This window comes from Bacillus sp. BS1807G30, assembly GCF_040047675.1.
GTDB classification, from domain to species: Bacteria; Bacillota; Bacilli; order Bacillales; family Bacillaceae; genus Bacillus; species Bacillus altitudinis.
In genome coordinates, this window is record NZ_CP157353.1 from 278,662 (window position 1) to 294,838 (window position 16,177).

The following is a 16,177-nucleotide window of genomic DNA, read 5'->3' on the forward strand; positions in this document are numbered from 1 at the left end:
TCACGCTAAAAGAAAACAAAGGGCTAAAATAAAGTTCATTTTAGCCCTTTGTCAAAAATCTGAGGCTTAGGATAATTCCTAAGCCTTTAATGTGCGCTCGTCCATCATTTTTTCGATTAATTCAAAAAATGTTTTTTTATCTTCTTCTGATAGGTGATTGAACAGTTGATTGACAAGCAGCTGACGATTGTCGATCATTTGTCTGGCGATTTGTTCACCTGATTCAGAGAGTGTAATCCATACCGTACGGCGGTCATTGTTATTTCTAGAGCGGATAATCAGCCCTTCATCTTCTAAGTGATTGAGAGCGGTTGTTGTTGCGGAGGGAGATAATGAAACTTCCTGCAGAATATTTTTCACAGTACATGATTGATGGCGGTAGATGATGCGTAAAATAAACCCTTTTACATTCGTGACGTTTTTGGGGATATTCTCTTCATCTATTCGTTTCGTCGCCTTTAAATACTTTGTCAGTGCATGGTCTAACAAACTTGCCTCTAGCTCGAAATGTTGCATTCTCCATACCTCTTTTCCTATTGCATTCGCATTTTCCGATCAATTACTAGGTCTATCTTATCATAATAAGCATCATCATTTAAACCAAAATGGAAGACGGATATAAAATTACCTATATTATCAATTAATAAAAGGAACAATTCCAAAATGAAATGATTTTACTTTCACCTCTTTTTATTTTAGAATGTGAATGAGATAAAATCTGCCAATCCAATTCACTGGAAATTGGCTATTGGACATCAAACGTTTGGAGATGAAGATATTGAATACTTTACAGGCATTACTAAACGACAGAATGGAACGCTCTTCACAAATTGAAGCGGTAACTGGCGGAGGTGTGTCTTATACATTTGAAGAATATGCAAAACGCATTGATCAGCTGGCGCATTACTTACATCGTAAAGGAATTCGAAAAGGTGACCGGGTTTGTTTTATTTGTCAAAACCATCATCACTTTTCTACGATTATGCTGGCAGCCATTAAAGCAGGTGCAGTCGCCGTACCGCTTAGCTGGCAGCTTACCTCTTTTGAGCTAGAAGGTATCTTGAAAAAAGCAGAGCCAAAAGCTTTATTTTTTGACCGTGAATTCCGTGACATCATTGCGGCAGTGAATGTGTCTTTAGAAGATTGTCTCATGGTGGAATCTGGTGTCAATGCGAAAACAACACAGCTGTTTGAAGACATATTGGCGTCTAATGATGGAAGTGATCTTGCTGAAGAGGTATCAGAAGAGGATTTGGCCATGATTTTATTCACTTCAGGTACAACAGGCAATCCAAAAGGTTGTATGGTCGGACATGGGCGAATCTATCAATTTTTAACAAGACATGGGAACCGAGGATTTGATCTGAAAGGAAAACGATACTTGGCAAGTCATCCGCTGTATCATATGAGTTCAATTAATCACCTGATTGCAGCTGCAATTGAAGGGTATACGTTAGTCTTCTTACATGATGCAACGCCGAAACGCATTTTAGAAACAATTGAGAAAGAAAGAATTACGTTTATGATGGCTTTCCCATCAGCTTACACGTACATGCTAGAAGAAATGAAGCGCGGTTCTTATGATCTCTCATCTTTTGAAATTGCAATTTCTGGCGGTACGAAGGTACCGGTACGCTTAATTAAAGATTACAAAGAAGTAGGCATTCAGATGATGCATGGCTATGGAAGTACGGAAGCGTGGGTTGTGAGTGCGTGGCATCCAGCGATGGGCGAGGATAAAATGGGCTCTGCTGGTAAAGTGGATCCGGATGTAGAAGTCAAAATCGTGCACCCTGAGACAGAGGAGGCGCTGCCAGCTGGAGAAATTGGCGAGGTCGTCATGAGAAGCCCATTTTATTTCTTAGGCTACTATCATCAACCTGAAGCGACAGAGAAAGTGCTCAAAGATGGCTGGTTCCATATGGGGGATGCAGGCTATCTGGATGAAGACGGTTTTCTTTACATCACAGGGAGATACAAAGATGTGATTCTATACGGTGGGGATAATATTTATCCTGACCAAGTGGAAGAAGTCATTGATCAAATTCCAGGTGTAATTGAATCTGCTGTCATTGGGGTACCAGATGACTTATATGGTGAAGTACCAAGTGCGTATATCGTAAAAGACGAATCTGTCGATTTCTGCGAAGAAGATGTGTTGAATTACTGCAAGGAACGTTTAGCAGATTACAAAGTGCCATCCATTCATTTCACGCAGGATCTGCCAAAAAATAAACTTGGTAAAATCATGAAGAAAGATTTACGTGAATTGGTTGTGAATGCGTAGGACCTATTCTGCTATAATGAAATTTGAATGATTTTTTGTTTTTCTAACGTTTTGGAGGGAAAGGGTTTGCGACATATACTTCGTAAGAAACACATTCACGATTTGTTAGAACAGAGCAGACAGCAAAAGGTAAAGAAAACACTGGGCGGGCTCGATCTCACGCTCCTTGGCATAGGGGCTGTGATTGGGACGGGGGTCATGGTGTTAACCGGAATTACAGCAGCTAAGGATGCAGGACCGGCTGTTATTTTCTCCTTTGCGATCGCAGCGATTGTGTGCAGTTTAGCAGCACTCTGTTATGCAGAAATGGCTTCCGCGCTGCCTGTGTTCGGCAGTGCGTACATTTATTCATATACCACAATGGGTGAACTCGTAGGTCATCTCATGGGATGGACGTTATTATCTGTTTATATGCTGACTGCTTCAGCTGTAGCGAGTGGCTGGTCGAGTTATTTTAACAGCCTGCTGGAGGGGTTTGGAATCTCAATTCCACATCAATTTTTAGCTGGTCCAGAACAAGGCGGATATATGAATTTGCCAGCAATTATCATTGCTTTACTCATTGCGTGGATCCTATCTAGAGGAACGAAAGAAAGTAAAAAATTCAATAATATCATGGTGTTTGTGAAACTTGGCATTATTGTTCTTTTCATTGTAGTAGGTGGTTTTTATGTAGAGCCAGCCAATTGGCAGCCGTTCATGCCGTTTGGTACGGAAGGGATTATTGCTGGAGCCGCTGCTGTGTTTTTTGCCTTTTTAGGATTCGATGCCATTTCGGCTTCTGCAGAAGAGGTGAAAAATCCACAGCGGAACCTGCCAATTGGCATTATTGGTTCATTGCTCATTTGTACGATCATTTATATTGTCGTTTGTTTGGTCATGACAGGCATGGTGCACTATACGAAGTTGAATGTGACAGAGGCAATGTCTTATGTACTGCAAAGTGTCCATCAACATAGCGTGGCTGGTATTATTTCTGTCGGTGCTGTGATTGGATTGATGGCTGTGATTTTCGCCAATAATTATGCGGCAACTCGAATTGCTTTTGCGATGGGGCGGGACGGGCTTTTGCCTAAAGTGTTTTCAAAAACAAACAAAAGTGATACACCTGTTGCAAGTATATGGGTGATTGGCGGAATGACAGCTGTTATTTCAGGGTTTATTGATTTGAAGGATCTGTCCAACCTAGCCAATATCGGTGCATTATTAACGTTTGCGATGGTGAGTTTATCCGTACTCATTTTGAGAAAGACACATAAACAGCTGGAAAGGGGATTCCGGGTTCCGTTTGTACCGGTTTTGCCAATTATCTCGATGGGCTGTTGTGTGTTTCTGATGCTCAATTTACCAGGCCGGACATGGCTGTACTTCGGGGTTTGGCTGATGATCGGTGTCGTCATGTATGCAGCGTATTCTAACAAACACAGTGAATTAGCGAAATCTGCTTGAGAAAAAGGTGCAAATCCGTTGACGATTTGTGCCTTTTTTCATACGATTTGGGATAAGCTATATAAGAGATAATGAACGGAACAAGAGGAGGATGAGGGAAATGATCAGCGTTAGTCCTTATATTGTCGTAGAAGATGTCAAAGAATCTCTTCAATATTATCAAGGAATTTTTGGCGGAGATATTCGTATCTTAAATGAACATCAAGACCGTGTATTGCATGCTGAGCTGCACCTTGGAGAATCACTGCTCCACTTTTCAGATACATTTGGTCGCACACCAAAACCGGAGAATCTTCGATTGATCATGCAGTTTGACAATGAGGAAGAGTTAAAGGCTGTATACGAGGCGCTTGAAGCTGATGGAGATGTCCTTGTGGAATTACAGGATACGTTCTTTGGCGCACTTCATGGACAAGTACAAGATCGGAAGAATGGTCTGATATGGGTGCTGAATTATATGAAATAAATAAAGACCTTCACTCTTGTGAAGGTTTCAGCGTGTAGACAAACCCTCGCATTCGGTGTCAGTCCTGCGTGCTGGTGCTCACGAATGTGAAATTCGCTCCGCGCCAGTACTCGTCCTTCCTAGACTTCAAAGGTTTTCTATCACGCTGAAAAGAAGACAAAGGGCTAAAATCAAGTTCATTTTAGCCCTTTGTCAACAATCTGAGACCTTCACCCTTGTGAAGGTTTTTTTGCGAGTGTTTTTATTTTCTGAAAAATGGAAAATATGCTATGTTGGAAGAATGATAAGACATGGGGAAAGGGTGGAAAAGGAATGGATCAAGTTGAGTTTCAATATATTCAAACAAACGGCATAAAGCTCCATACAGCAATGGCTGGTCCTGAAGATGGTCCGCTGCTGGTCCTGCTGCATGGATTTCCTGAGTTTTGGTATGGTTGGAAAAATCAAATCCTCCTCCTAGCTGAGGCGGGGTATCGTGTCGTTGTTCCTGATCAAAGGGGATACCATCTGAGTGACAAACCAGAAGGAGTCGAATCATACGTCTTAGACAAATTAAGAGATGATATCGTGGGATTAATTAAGGCGCTGAGCCCAAATCAAAAGGCTATTGTCGGCGGACATGATTGGGGTGGAGCTGTTGCTTGGCATCTTGCTTCAACCCGTTCTCAATATGTAGAAAAATTAATCATCGTCAACATGCCGCATCCTCGTGTGATGATGAAGGTCCTTCCGTTTTATCCGCCGCAGTGGAAGAAGAGCTCTTATATCGCGTTCTTTCAGCTTCCAAATGTACCGGAGGCAGCCCTTCAAGAAAATCACTTTCAAAGACTGGATGAAGCCATTGGACTGTCTGCTAGACCTCATCTGTTCACGAAGGAAGATGTCTCAAGCTATAAGTTGGCATGGACGCAGCCGGGAGCCATTACGTCCATGTTGAATTGGTATCGAGGCATTAAAAAAGGCGGCTTTGAAAAACCGATTTCCAAACGAATTCTCGTTCCTGTCCGCATGATCTGGGGAATGGAGGACAAATTTCTAAGCAGAAAGCTCGCAAAAGAAACGATCAAGATTTGCCCAAATGGACAGCTGATTTTTGTCGATGATGCCACTCATTGGATCAATCATGAAAAACCAGATGTCGTGAATAAGCTCATACTCGAATTTTTAACATAAAGAAATAAGCTCTGATCATATGACCAGAGCTTATTTGTTTTATCCGATTTGATTCTTTTTCAAGGAAACAGGTTCGTCGTCCCAGCATTCAATCTGTTCATTGTTCGGAACGGCGTTTTTATAGAAAACAGGATCTTTGCCTTCTTTTTTCTGTCGCATGTAATCCTTTAGTGCTGCAAAGGCGACTTTAGACAGCATGGTAATGGCAATGAGGTTGACGATGACCATGAGACCCATGAATAAGTCGGCCAGACCCCAAACGAGAGGAACAGTGGCAATGGCTCCGAATAGAACCATGCCAATGACAGCCACACGATAGATGTTGAGCCAAATTTTATTCGCTCCCAAGAATTCAATGTTCGTTTCACCATAGTAATAGTTACCGATTAACGTACTAAAAGCGAATAAGAAAATCATGATGGCTAGGAATCCAGAAGCCCAAGGCCCAATGTGCTGGCTTAATGAAGCCTGAGTTAGCTCAATTCCTTCCAGATTGGTTGTTTTATACGCATCAGAGAACAGAACAAGAAAGGCTGTGCTTGTACAAATAATTAACGTATCTGTTAACACACCAAATGCTTGGATTAACCCTTGTTTGACAGGGTGGCTCGTGACAGCAGTTGCTGCTGCATTAGGCGCACTACCCATACCGGCTTCGTTTGAGAAGAGACCGCGTTTAATCCCTTGTAACAATGCTCCACCTAATGTACCGCCGGCAAACTGTTCAAATCCGAAAGCGTGTTTCACAATCGTACTGATGACGCCTGGTAGTTCAGTGATATTTGTGATAATGACAAAGAAAGCAATCCCGATGTAAGCAACGGCAAGAAAAACGACAATATATTCAGATGCTTTTGCAATCGCTTTGATCCCTTTGAAAATAATGAACGCAAAAATAACAGCCATAACGATTCCGACAGTTAAACGATCTAGGCCAAAAGAGTTTTTAAAAGCGACGGTGATTGTATTTGATTGCACTGCGTTAAAGACAATCCCAAAAGAGATCGTGATCAGGATGGCAAATAAAATCCCCATCCAGCGCTTATTTAACCCTTTTTCCATGTAATAAGCAGGTCCACCGCGGAATCCTGTTTTATCTTTTACTTTATACACCTGAGCTAGTGTACTTTCAACAAAGCTTGAAGCAGAACCGATAATCGCTACGATCCACATCCAGAAGATTGCGCCAGGTCCACCGATCGCAATAGCGATGGCAATCCCTGTGATATTCCCTGTTCCTACACGTGCTGCCATACTGATGGCAAATGCTTGGAACGGTGAGATTCCCTCTTTTTCTTTTCTTCCTTCTTTTAGAACACGCAGCATTTCTTTCAGCATTCTGACTTGCAAGAAGCGTGATCTATATGTGAAGTAGACCCCTACTCCAAGTAACAGAGCAATGATAAGATAAGTCCAAATAAAATCATTTGTAGTTGTTAAATAAGATAGCAAAGCTTTTTCGTTCATAACATCACCTCTTCGATTTCATCACTGTTCTTTTTAAAAAATACTGAGATCCCACTCTTTGGCGAGTTTCTTCAGCATCATGACACCGGTAATACTATTTCCACAATCGTCAATGGCAGGACCATAAATGCCGATACCGCAGCCTGTCTGAAATGGGAATTCCCTTCTTGCGCTTGGCGGAACGCAAGCCATGATTCCTCCAGACACACCACTTTTTGCTGGAACGCCTACGAAAGCAGCAAAATTACCAGACGCATTGTACATGCCGCATGTCAGCATCAATGCCTTTGTTAGTCTTGCGATATCTTTTGGGATGACTTGGACTTGTTTAAAGGGATGGTAGCCATCACTTGAAATAATCAGTCCAATCAAGGCGATGTCCTCTGTTGTGACCTCAATGGAACATTGCTTTAAATACACTTCTAACGTGTCCTCGACATCTGATTCTAAGTAATTGGTTTCTTTTAAATAATAAGCAAGTGCCCGGTTGCGGTGTGCAGTTGCCCATTCTGATTGATAAACCTCTTCATTAACAGAAGGACGCTTACCTATTAAGTTTTCGATTAAATCGAAAATATATGCTAGCTTTTCTGTAGAAGTCTTTCCAGGAAGGATGGAGGATACGGTAATAGCTCCAGCATTAATCATTGGATTAAAGGGCTTCCCTGGTTTATGCATCTCAAGGCGGTAGATGGAATTAAATGCATCACCAGTTGGCTCTACATCTACCCGATCCAAGACGTACGGAACGCCTCTTCCTAAACAGGCAGCTATAAAGCTGATGACTTTTGAGATACTTTGCAGGGTAAAGGGAACGTCCCAATCACCATAACGTACAGATGATCCATCTGGGCCTATCACGCTGATACCAAGTTGAGAGGAATTTACTTTTCCGAGTGCTGGAATGTAGCCAGCGTTCTGCCCGTTTTTGTAATACGGACGTATTTCTTCTGCCCATTGATCAACAGAAGACTGGCATGCGTGTTGTGTATTATTAGAAATTGCTGTTTTCATACGATTCCTCCAATCAAAAATCAAAAAGTACCCTATTGAATTGGCGGATGACAAAAAATGCGATCAAATAGGCACGAAAACATGTTACACATCTTCAAAGAACTTGTCATGCGCTGCTTGTACCACTCCTTTACACCTAAATATATGTTCAAATGAAGGCTTTGGCGGCGAAACAACAAAAAGGGTTTTTAGTGAAAATTCAGAAAACGCTTACATATAGTTTCACTAAAATTGTTCATTCAATTTATCTTGGAAACTACACAATCTGACGAAAATCTACAGAAAAACTTACAAATAAAAATCAGTCTACATGCAATTGTCTAAACAATTCCCATTATTGTAGACAATCTCCAAATCGTAGGATAGCTGAAAGGTCACCATGCCTCCTCGGAGAATAGTCATAAAAAATGATTTTGAAGAGAGAAGAAGCCGTGAAAATAATTTTTTTGCTCATTGTGAAGCAAAGAGTCTCCTTGTATACTGTGGCTATGTAAACAGGGGAAGGGATGTCAGTCATTTGAGTTTAAACCAGCTTGTCAAAAAAGACGCATTTATTTTGATTTTTATGATCGTCATTGTGCCGCTTGCGGGAGAGCTGAAGTTTTATCCTGTGAATGAAACATTTCGTATTAGTTTTGGGGCACCTGCGTTTTTCTTTTGCTTATTACTTTTAAGAAAATCAAGACCATTGCTGCCGGGGTTTTTAACAGGCGCAGCCATTGTCCTATTTCGGGTAGGTTTAGATCTTATTCAGCAAAAAGCTGATCTGGCTCTGTCATTTTATCAGCAGTTTCCAAGCTTCTTTTTTTACTTTACTTATGCTTTTCTTTTCTTTGTTGTCCGTACAGGACGTTTTAAGCAGCGTTCCATTTTTATTGGGCTGATCGGACTGATGATTGAACTGCTTGCTGATTTTGTTGAGCTGTTTGTACAATTTTTAGTGTTTGATACAACCATGACTTTCTCAAAGCTGAGTGATATGATCCTCATTGCATTTGCTCACAGCTTCGTGGTCATCAGCTTTTTTAATATGATGAGGCTGTATGAGGCACAATCAAGAGAGAAACAAATCATGAAGCAAAATGAGCATATGATGATGGTCATTTCAAATTTATATGAGGAAACAGTTCATTTAAAGAAAACGTTAAATCATACAGAGCACATAACGCAAGAATCCTATCGGCTCTATCGTCTGCTGAATGAACATGAGGCAGGAAAGAAAGTGAGTCAGGAGCTGCTCAAGCTTGCAGGGGAAATACATGAAGTCAAAAAGGATAATCAGCGTATTTACGCCGGGCTTTCAAAGCTGATTTCAAAGGAAAATATGCAAGATTATATGAGGGCAGAGGATCTTGTTCAAATCGTGATTCGCATTCAAGAGAAATATGCGCTATCTCTCGGGAAGAACATTTCCTTTACATCTGATATAAAAGGCATTCACTTGCATGAGTATCATGTGTTCATTTTCTTATCGCTGATTAATAATTTAATGGCAAATGCAGTTGAAGCAATTAAGCATGATGGAGCCATCTCACTCGTATTAAAAGGCAGTCATGATAAAATAGAGGTTCGGGTCGAGGATGATGGACCGGGTATTCCTGAGAAATTGAGAGAGATTGTATTTGATCCTGGATATACCTCAAAATTTGATGCATATGGAACACCGTCAACTGGGATTGGCTTATCCTATGTGAGAGAGCTGGTTCAAGAGCTGGACGGTCAAATCCAGATTGAGCAAAAAGAAACGAAAGGAACAGCTTTTCAGCTTGTCCTTCCGATAAAAAATTTAATACAGAGAGGGTGAGTGTATGCGATTTTTCATTGCAGATGATGATCGTGCAATACGCTCGATTTTAGGTCAAATCATCGAGGATGAGGATTTGGGAGAGGTCGTGGATGAGGCTGATGACGGCGTTGGATTAGAGGCGCATTCATTGAACCTGAAAAAAGTAGACATCCTTCTGATTGATCTTTTAATGCCAGCTAGAGACGGCATTCAAACCATACGTCATATTCACCCTGAATTCAAAGGCAAGGTCATCATGATATCTCAAGTAGAAGCAAAAGAGATGATGGCAGAAGCCTATGAACTTGGAATTGAATATTATATTCATAAACCTGTCAATCGAATTGAAATTGTCAGTGTCATTCGAAAGGTCATGGAGCGGATCAAGCTGGAAAAATCAATTTACGATATTCAAGCTTCTCTTCGGCATGTGCTGCCATTAGAGCCAGTGATTTCTCATGAGACAGGTACTGGATCAAAGCGAAGAACGATGAAAGAGGCAGGAGAATTCCTCCTATCTGAATTAGGAATTGTCGGAGAGAGTGGCTCTAAGGATTTACTAGAGATATTGATCTACTTACATGAAACGCAGACAGCCAATTCTCATGAGGTGAATTTTCCGCCATTAAAGCAGCTATTTATCAAAACGGCGGAACGAAAGCTTGGTCGTGGTGCGTCGGATGTGGAAGTGATGCGGGAAGTGAAAGCAGCAGAGCAGCGAATTAGACGAGCCATCCATCATTCCTTAAATCATTTCGCATCACTAGGGCTTACAGATTTTTCAAACCCTAAATTTGAGCACTATGCGTCGAAGTTTTTTGATTTCACTGATGTCAGCCAAAGAATGAAAGAAATGCAGAAGACTTCTTCATCCGCAGGGTCAACAGGCAGAGTCAATACGAAAAAGTTCGTGCAAATCTTTTATTTTGAAGCAAAGCAGCTATTCGAAGGAATGAGCTGAGGGAAATCTATTGGAATGATTGGAGAAAATAAACAGAGACAGAGTGCTTTTGACTATGAGCCGCCTTGCTCTTTTAGACGTCTTTGTTATTTATCTGATCATTCTGATTTTTCTTTTTTCTTGAAAATAAAACTCTCCTGTGCAATCGTTTGTTAAAATAGTGAGGTTAGACTAGAATGTCGGAGGTTTTATTTTGGGAAAAATTAAACGAAATGCGCTCTGCCCATGCGGAAGCGGAAAAAAATATAAACATTGCTGTGGTCAAAAGTCAGGCGGAGAACAAACGTCTGAGCTTGTGTTTAAGGAAGCTGTACAAGTTCAAAAGGATTTAATGAATTATGCGTTCTCTAAGCATCAGAGAGCGATCAATCAATTCATTAATGAGTTTTCTTTCCTAGCAGATATGGATAAAGAAACGCAACAAATCTCAGTCTTTCATTTGAGTGTATGGGGCATCTTCTTCCGCCCATTAACAGATAAGAAAGAGACCATCTTCCAAGAATTCCTGACAAAAAAAGCAGAAGATATTACCCGGCCTAAAACAAGACAAGTGGTTGAATCTTGGACAGACATGGAGCCATCTTTGCTTTTATTAAATGAAAAAACGGACGAGTCTCTTTACTTTGAGAATATGGTGACAGCTGAGAAGGTTGAAGTTGATGTGAAGCCGGATCAAACCGTGCTGCCAGAGAAAGGTAGCCTTGTTCTTGGTTTCCCTGTTCAGTTTGAAGAAAAAGCAGAGTTTTTCATTCAATATACAATGTTCGCGAAAGAGTTTACTGATACGCTTCTTCTTCAAGTTCGCCAGCTCGTTGAAGCACATGAGGCAAACGGAGGAGCACGTAGTACATTTATGAGAGAAGCCTTCCCTGAAGTGCTGAAGTGTATGTTTGCGAAGCAAGAAGTTGAAGAAACAGAAGCGCCTGCTCAAACAGAAGGAAATACAGTAGGACTATCAGCAGATCGTATGGAATGGGCTAGTGACGTTCAGCTGGAAACAGCCAAGCTGATTGAAGACGGGATGAAAGAGCACGGTGACCAAAGCCTGACAGATGGCGCTTTAACGGTTTGGAAAGCTTACTGTGATCAGAAAGCACCTGTGATCCGTAAAGCGGCGTCATTTGCTGCAGGAATCGAATATTATATTCATTCACTTGCAAGCGATGCCCCGCTTTCTCAAGCACAAGTTGCTAAAAAGTATGGAATTAGTGCGTCCACTGTATCGAGCCGATTTAAAGACATTGAAAAAGCGGTCAAAGAAGAGCAAGAGACGACTGTATCATAGCATGAAAAAAGACGCGGCACCTTTCAAGGAGCCAGCGTCTTTTTTTCATCATCTTGTTTTAATAAAACCACTCATGTATTGCTCTGTATTATAATCATTGAGGTCAATTTTCCACTGACCATCTCCGTTACGTTTCATTTTCACTTCATACTCAGCAGGGCTTGAGACTGGAGGAAGCTTTTCAAACTCAGATGCGTACATATTCAAGCTTTTCTTATACAATTCTTCTTTCGAACGGATTTTGCCGTTGTAAAACTCATCTCTTTGTTTGTCTAGTTTGTCTTTTAAGTTAGAAGCATCAATACCGGTTACTTGAGCGACAACCTTCGCTTCGTCATCTGAGATGGTTTTCACACTTGTTTCCACTTTCGCTTTATCCTTCATTGTATTTTGCATGCGTTTGTACATGGATAAAATATCGCGGTCACTGACTTCGTTTCCGTATATGCCTGCACTTCTCTTGAAGTCTTTCACAAACATTTCGTGATATTTATTAACGACATCTGATTGATTGTCACCTGTTAATTCTGAGAATTGATCATTCTTTTTGTCAAAAACAATGATATCTGTATAAGCAGATAGTGCTTTTGCTGGGTTATCTAGCTTTTTCGCTGTATCCAGTATCTTTTCGCCATCTAGTTCAATTTCGATCGAATCGCTGTTTTTCTTGATGCTATCTTGGTACACGAACTGATATTTTTTGCCTTTATCTACTAGGAAATAAAGAGCTCCTGATAGTGATTTCCCTTTGTTCAATGACCCAAGATCAAGGCGGTCTTTACTGCCGTAGAATTTTAAATCAGAGACTTTGGCATCGTCCTGATAAAGGGTGAAATCAGAGTTATATAATGAAAGGGCTTTGTCACCTTTGTTCGTGATCGTCAGGTTGACTTTTAACACCAATTCATTGTCCCGCAGGGTAGTTGTTGAGTCTTCTGGTAACGTATATTCGTAGCTATTCACTTTTACCTCTGCTGTTTTTGTTGATTTTTGGTCAGCCTTTGTTGATTTTGCTGAGCTCTGGCAGGCTGCAGAGATGATCATCACGAATGAAATCATGAGGAGTGCACTTATTTTTTTAAGATTCACAGTTGATGCTCCTTTGCTTTTCTTTCGTCATTTTCTTCCCGCTATCTGACTAAGAAAAAAGAAACAGATAGAATGGTATATTCGGGTGTTAAAGGGGAAAATCTCCTAATGACGATTTGCACTATTCATTCTATCGAATTTCATTCGTGATGAGGAATAGGTTTTAGTCCCTATCTTTAATAGATTTTTACACAAATACCTATAAAAAACGGAATTTAATAAGTAAAATATACTAGTTAATAAGAATTAATTTATCTATTTATCATGGGTTTTAAATGTTTTTTGTATAAAATTCTTGAAATGGAGGTAGTTTTCATTTCAAAAGATGTGTTAGAATTCACATCGCAAAACTTTTTTCTTTCAAAGCGTCCACCTCCAGATTGATTTTCAGAGAGCAGAATACTTGAATGTTGAAAATGATTCATGGGAAAATAAGGATGATTAAGCAGATAAGGGAGATGAGCTTTTGAAAAAAGTAACGCTTGGACGAACTGATTTACAGGTGAATCCGATAGGGCTTGGAACAAATGCAGTAGGCGGGCATAATTTATTCCCGAATCTGAGTGAAGATGCAGGGCGGGAGCTAGTAGAAACAGCTCTTGATCATGGTGTCAATTTCTTAGATTCTGCTTTTATTTATGGGCTGGGCCGTTCAGAAGAATTGATTGGCGAGATCATTGCCAAAAGAGGCGGCAGAAAAGAACTGGTTCTTGCGACAAAAGGGGCTCATAAAGAAGTAAACGGACAAATTGAACTGGATAATAGCCGAGATTTCTTAAGACAGCAGGTCGAAGACAGCCTGAAGAGGCTGCAAACTGATTATATTGATTTGTACTATATGCATTTCCCAGACGGTCGCACGCCGCTGGATGAAGTAGCCGGTACTTTAAAGGAATTGAAGGATGAGGGGAAAATCCGGGCAATTGGGGCATCAAACCTTGATTTTGAACAGCTTCAAACCTTTAATCGAGATGGATACCTAGACGTGCTTCAATCAGAGTATTCTCTGCTGAAACGTCAGGCCGAGCAAGACCTTCTCCCATACTGCGTGGAGCATGGGATTTCCTTTATCCCTTATTTTCCATTGGCGTCAGGCCTGTTGACCGGGAAGTTTACAAAGGATGCGACATTTGATGATATTCGAGCAAAGGACCCGCTTTTCCAAGGTGATGCTTTCCTTCAAAACCTCGAAAAAGTAGACAAGCTGAAGGCCATTGCGCAATCAAAACATGCCGAAACAGCACATGTAGCGCTGGCGTGGCTATTGGCGCAGGATGGCATTGATGCCATAATTCCGGGTGCAAAACGAGCCGAGCAAGTCTTACAAAACTTGAAAACAAACGATGTTCAGTTAACAAAAGAAGAAATCAACGAAATCGATCAGATCTTTTCATAATATAAAAAATAAGGTGCCAAGCAGCACCTTATTTTTTTATGCCATTGTGAGAGGAATCTTGATCACGAGCCTCAGGTTTGGAGAACGATACGTAAAATCAAGCGTGCCGTCTGCCTTTTCAACAAGCTGATGAATGATATAAGTACCCATACCTTGATGATCACCGCCTTTTGTCGAGCGGCCAAACGTCTTAAACAGATGATCTAATACGTGTTTTTCCATTCCCTTCGTACTGTTTTCACAATGAATCAAAAAGAGCCCGCTCCGTATGGAAGTCGTGACCGAGATGCTTCCTTCGTTCCCAGCTTGCTTCGCTTCAATGGCTGCATCTAATGCGTTATCAAGCAGGTTGCCAGTAAAACTCACCTGATCTGCCTTAGAAAAAGGCAGAGAAGAAAAGGGTGCTTGAAGATCTAGTGAAAGGGCGATGTCCTCTTTTTCAGCCCGCTGGAAAAAGGAATGAAGGGTTGAGGCCAAATAAGCATTTTCCCCTTTGATCCAAGGGAAATGTTTCACATATTGCTGAATCAAATCTTTGATCTCATGCTCGTCATTCGATGCGGAAAAGGCATTTAAATGTCTAGCTGTTTCATGGTGTTTACTTCGCAGCTCAAGCAGCAAGTCATTGGTTCTCGACTCAGCATGAATCAGCTCTTGAAGCCGTCCATTTAATCGTTGCTCCGTTTGCATCATCTTGAAGGAAAGGAGATCGGCTGTCAAAATGATGATGACAGTTAAAAGATGGCTTAGTCCATTTCCGTGCGTGAGAAAAAGTGAAATTCCTGAACAGGTGATGAGCACAAAAGCGCCTAATATCACGTAACCACTCATACCTAGCCAAAACCTTTTGTAAATGAAAAAGGTGTAAAGGCACATGATGCAAAAGGTCAGAAGCCACACCATGCTTGATGACAAAGGCAGAACAGCTTTAGCAGCAGCATGAACTGCAAGACCCAGCCAGATGAGCGTATATATGCGAAATCCAAGATAAAAAGCGTTCACGTTCGTTCTCCTTAAAAGTAGTATTTCTTAAAGTATTCTAATTGCTGCTTCGTCATCATAGCTTTTTTATCAGTTCCTTCAAAAGACACGATAAATGAATTTTTGGCATACGCCGAAAAGTTCTTAATGTAATGAATATTGATGATAAACGACCGGTGGGAGCGGATAAAGTCTTTCTCAGCTAAATCACCTTTTAACTCGTTGAGAGTTTGGTATGTTTGAATATCTCCTGTTGTTGTGACAATGGTCGTCGACCTGCCAGTACGTTCAACAAAGATGACATCCTTTTTTTGCAGTACATGGATATCTGATTGCTGCTTGATGAGAAGCCGTCCGTGAATGCTTTTCTCCTGCTTGGTGGACATGTAGCGCTCTAAAGATTTGGCAATTCGATCAGCTTGATAAGGCTTCATAATATAATCATGGACATTCAAATCAAAGGCATGGACAGCATACCCACTGTTTCCCGTCACAAAAACAACATCCACATTCAGTGCGTGAGAGTGAATAAGGTCTGCTAATTCATAGCCTGACATGCCAGGCATCTCAATGTCTGCAAACAATAGATCAATGTCGCCCTGTTTGACCTTCTCATATGCATCCTCCGCTGACTGCGTCACAAAAACGATGTCAACGGCATCCATTCTGCCGACAATGGCATGCAGCTTTTCTAAATCCACTCGGTAATCATCGACAAGACCTACTTTTATCATAAAAATCACCTATGACTCTTCTTATTATTTGTCTATTTTACCATTTGTTTTTTAAAATGGATCATTTCAAGACAGAAAAAGGACGTTTC

14 protein-coding genes are annotated in these 16,177 nt (G+C 41.0%); 8 read left to right on the plus strand and 6 right to left on the minus strand.

Annotation, left to right across the window (positions count from 1 at the left end):
• Positions 1-78: 78 nt before the first annotated feature.
• Positions 79-516, minus strand: coding sequence for a MarR family transcriptional regulator (locus tag ABG082_RS01525; RefSeq protein ID WP_007498406.1), 438 nt, complete (start codon positions 514-516; stop codon positions 79-81).
• 262 nt (positions 517-778) lie between these two features.
• Between ABG082_RS01525 and ABG082_RS01530 the strand changes: the two genes are divergently transcribed.
• The 4 genes from ABG082_RS01530 (at position 779) to ABG082_RS01545 (ending at position 5,375) form a co-directional block, all read left to right on the plus strand.
• A complete protein-coding gene (locus tag ABG082_RS01530; RefSeq protein WP_281215628.1) occupies positions 779-2,287 on the plus strand; it encodes an AMP-binding protein in 1,509 nt (502 codons plus the stop codon).
• 66 nt (positions 2,288-2,353) lie between these two features.
• Positions 2,354-3,736 (plus strand): amino acid permease, encoded by a 1,383-nt coding sequence (locus ABG082_RS01535; RefSeq protein WP_017358611.1) that lies wholly within the window; start codon positions 2,354-2,356, stop codon positions 3,734-3,736.
• Positions 3,737-3,836: 100 nt separating this feature from the next.
• Positions 3,837-4,202: a VOC family protein gene (locus ABG082_RS01540; protein ID WP_008342155.1), complete on the plus strand. Its 366-nt coding sequence runs from the start codon at positions 3,837-3,839 to the stop codon at positions 4,200-4,202.
• Between the two features lie 312 nt (positions 4,203-4,514).
• Positions 4,515-5,375: an alpha/beta hydrolase gene (locus tag ABG082_RS01545; protein WP_272511964.1), complete on the plus strand. Its 861-nt coding sequence runs from the start codon at positions 4,515-4,517 to the stop codon at positions 5,373-5,375.
• A gap of 39 nt (positions 5,376-5,414) precedes the next feature.
• Here ABG082_RS01545 and ABG082_RS01550 read toward each other — a convergent pair whose 3' ends face one another.
• Together ABG082_RS01550 and ABG082_RS01555 are read right to left on the minus strand one after the other, a co-directional pair.
• Positions 5,415-6,842: an alanine/glycine:cation symporter family protein gene (locus tag ABG082_RS01550; protein WP_251185523.1), complete on the minus strand. Its 1,428-nt coding sequence runs from the start codon at positions 6,840-6,842 to the stop codon at positions 5,415-5,417.
• Positions 6,843-6,875: 33 nt separating this feature from the next.
• Positions 6,876-7,856 carry a glutaminase gene (locus ABG082_RS01555; RefSeq protein WP_008342152.1) on the minus strand — a complete coding sequence of 327 codons (981 nt, stop codon included), beginning with the start codon at positions 7,854-7,856 and terminating at the stop codon, positions 6,876-6,878.
• A 517-nt stretch (positions 7,857-8,373) separates the two neighbouring features.
• Between ABG082_RS01555 and ABG082_RS01560 the strand changes: the two genes are divergently transcribed.
• The 3 genes from ABG082_RS01560 (at position 8,374) to ABG082_RS01570 (ending at position 11,888) form a co-directional block, all read left to right on the plus strand.
• Positions 8,374-9,660, plus strand: coding sequence for a sensor histidine kinase (locus ABG082_RS01560; protein ID WP_039963229.1), 1,287 nt, complete (start codon positions 8,374-8,376; stop codon positions 9,658-9,660).
• Positions 9,661-9,664: 4 nt separating this feature from the next.
• Positions 9,665-10,603, plus strand: a complete 939-nt coding sequence (locus ABG082_RS01565; RefSeq protein ID WP_008342149.1) for a response regulator — start codon at positions 9,665-9,667, stop codon at positions 10,601-10,603.
• A 193-nt stretch (positions 10,604-10,796) separates the two neighbouring features.
• A complete protein-coding gene (locus ABG082_RS01570) occupies positions 10,797-11,888 on the plus strand; it encodes an SEC-C metal-binding domain-containing protein (protein WP_017366546.1) in 1,092 nt (363 codons plus the stop codon).
• A gap of 48 nt (positions 11,889-11,936) precedes the next feature.
• Here the strand turns inward: ABG082_RS01570 and ABG082_RS01575 are convergent, their stop codons facing one another.
• Positions 11,937-12,977 carry a DUF4352 domain-containing protein gene (locus tag ABG082_RS01575; protein WP_017366547.1) on the minus strand — a complete coding sequence of 347 codons (1,041 nt, stop codon included), beginning with the start codon at positions 12,975-12,977 and terminating at the stop codon, positions 11,937-11,939.
• A gap of 466 nt (positions 12,978-13,443) precedes the next feature.
• Between ABG082_RS01575 and ABG082_RS01580 the strand changes: the two genes are divergently transcribed.
• A complete protein-coding gene (locus ABG082_RS01580; RefSeq protein ID WP_008342143.1) occupies positions 13,444-14,373 on the plus strand; it encodes an aldo/keto reductase in 930 nt (309 codons plus the stop codon).
• A 36-nt stretch (positions 14,374-14,409) separates the two neighbouring features.
• On the opposite strand, the gene ABG082_RS01585 is transcribed toward ABG082_RS01580, so the two are convergent.
• Both ABG082_RS01585 and ABG082_RS01590 read right to left on the minus strand, forming a co-directional pair.
• Entirely contained in the window at positions 14,410-15,375 is a 966-nt protein-coding gene (locus tag ABG082_RS01585; RefSeq protein ID WP_348936449.1) for a GHKL domain-containing protein, read from the minus strand.
• Between the two features lie 11 nt (positions 15,376-15,386).
• A complete protein-coding gene (locus ABG082_RS01590) occupies positions 15,387-16,088 on the minus strand; it encodes a LytTR family DNA-binding domain-containing protein (RefSeq protein WP_007498366.1) in 702 nt (233 codons plus the stop codon).
• Positions 16,089-16,177 lie beyond the last annotated feature (89 nt).

Coding starts and splice junctions, on each gene's coding strand:
- ABG082_RS01550 (WP_251185523.1), bottom strand. CDS start 6,842: ATGAACGAAAAAGCTTTGCTATCTTATTTAACAACTACAAATGATTTT.
- ABG082_RS01525 (WP_007498406.1), bottom strand. CDS start 516: ATGCAACATTTCGAGCTAGAGGCAAGTTTGTTAGACCATGCACTGACA.
- ABG082_RS01540 (WP_008342155.1), top strand. CDS start 3,837: ATGATCAGCGTTAGTCCTTATATTGTCGTAGAAGATGTCAAAGAATCT.
- ABG082_RS01565 (WP_008342149.1), top strand. CDS start 9,665: ATGCGATTTTTCATTGCAGATGATGATCGTGCAATACGCTCGATTTTA.
- ABG082_RS01590 (WP_007498366.1), bottom strand. CDS start 16,088: ATGATAAAAGTAGGTCTTGTCGATGATTACCGAGTGGATTTAGAAAAG.
- ABG082_RS01545 (WP_272511964.1), top strand. CDS start 4,515: ATGGATCAAGTTGAGTTTCAATATATTCAAACAAACGGCATAAAGCTC.
- ABG082_RS01555 (WP_008342152.1), bottom strand. CDS start 7,856: ATGAAAACAGCAATTTCTAATAATACACAACACGCATGCCAGTCTTCT.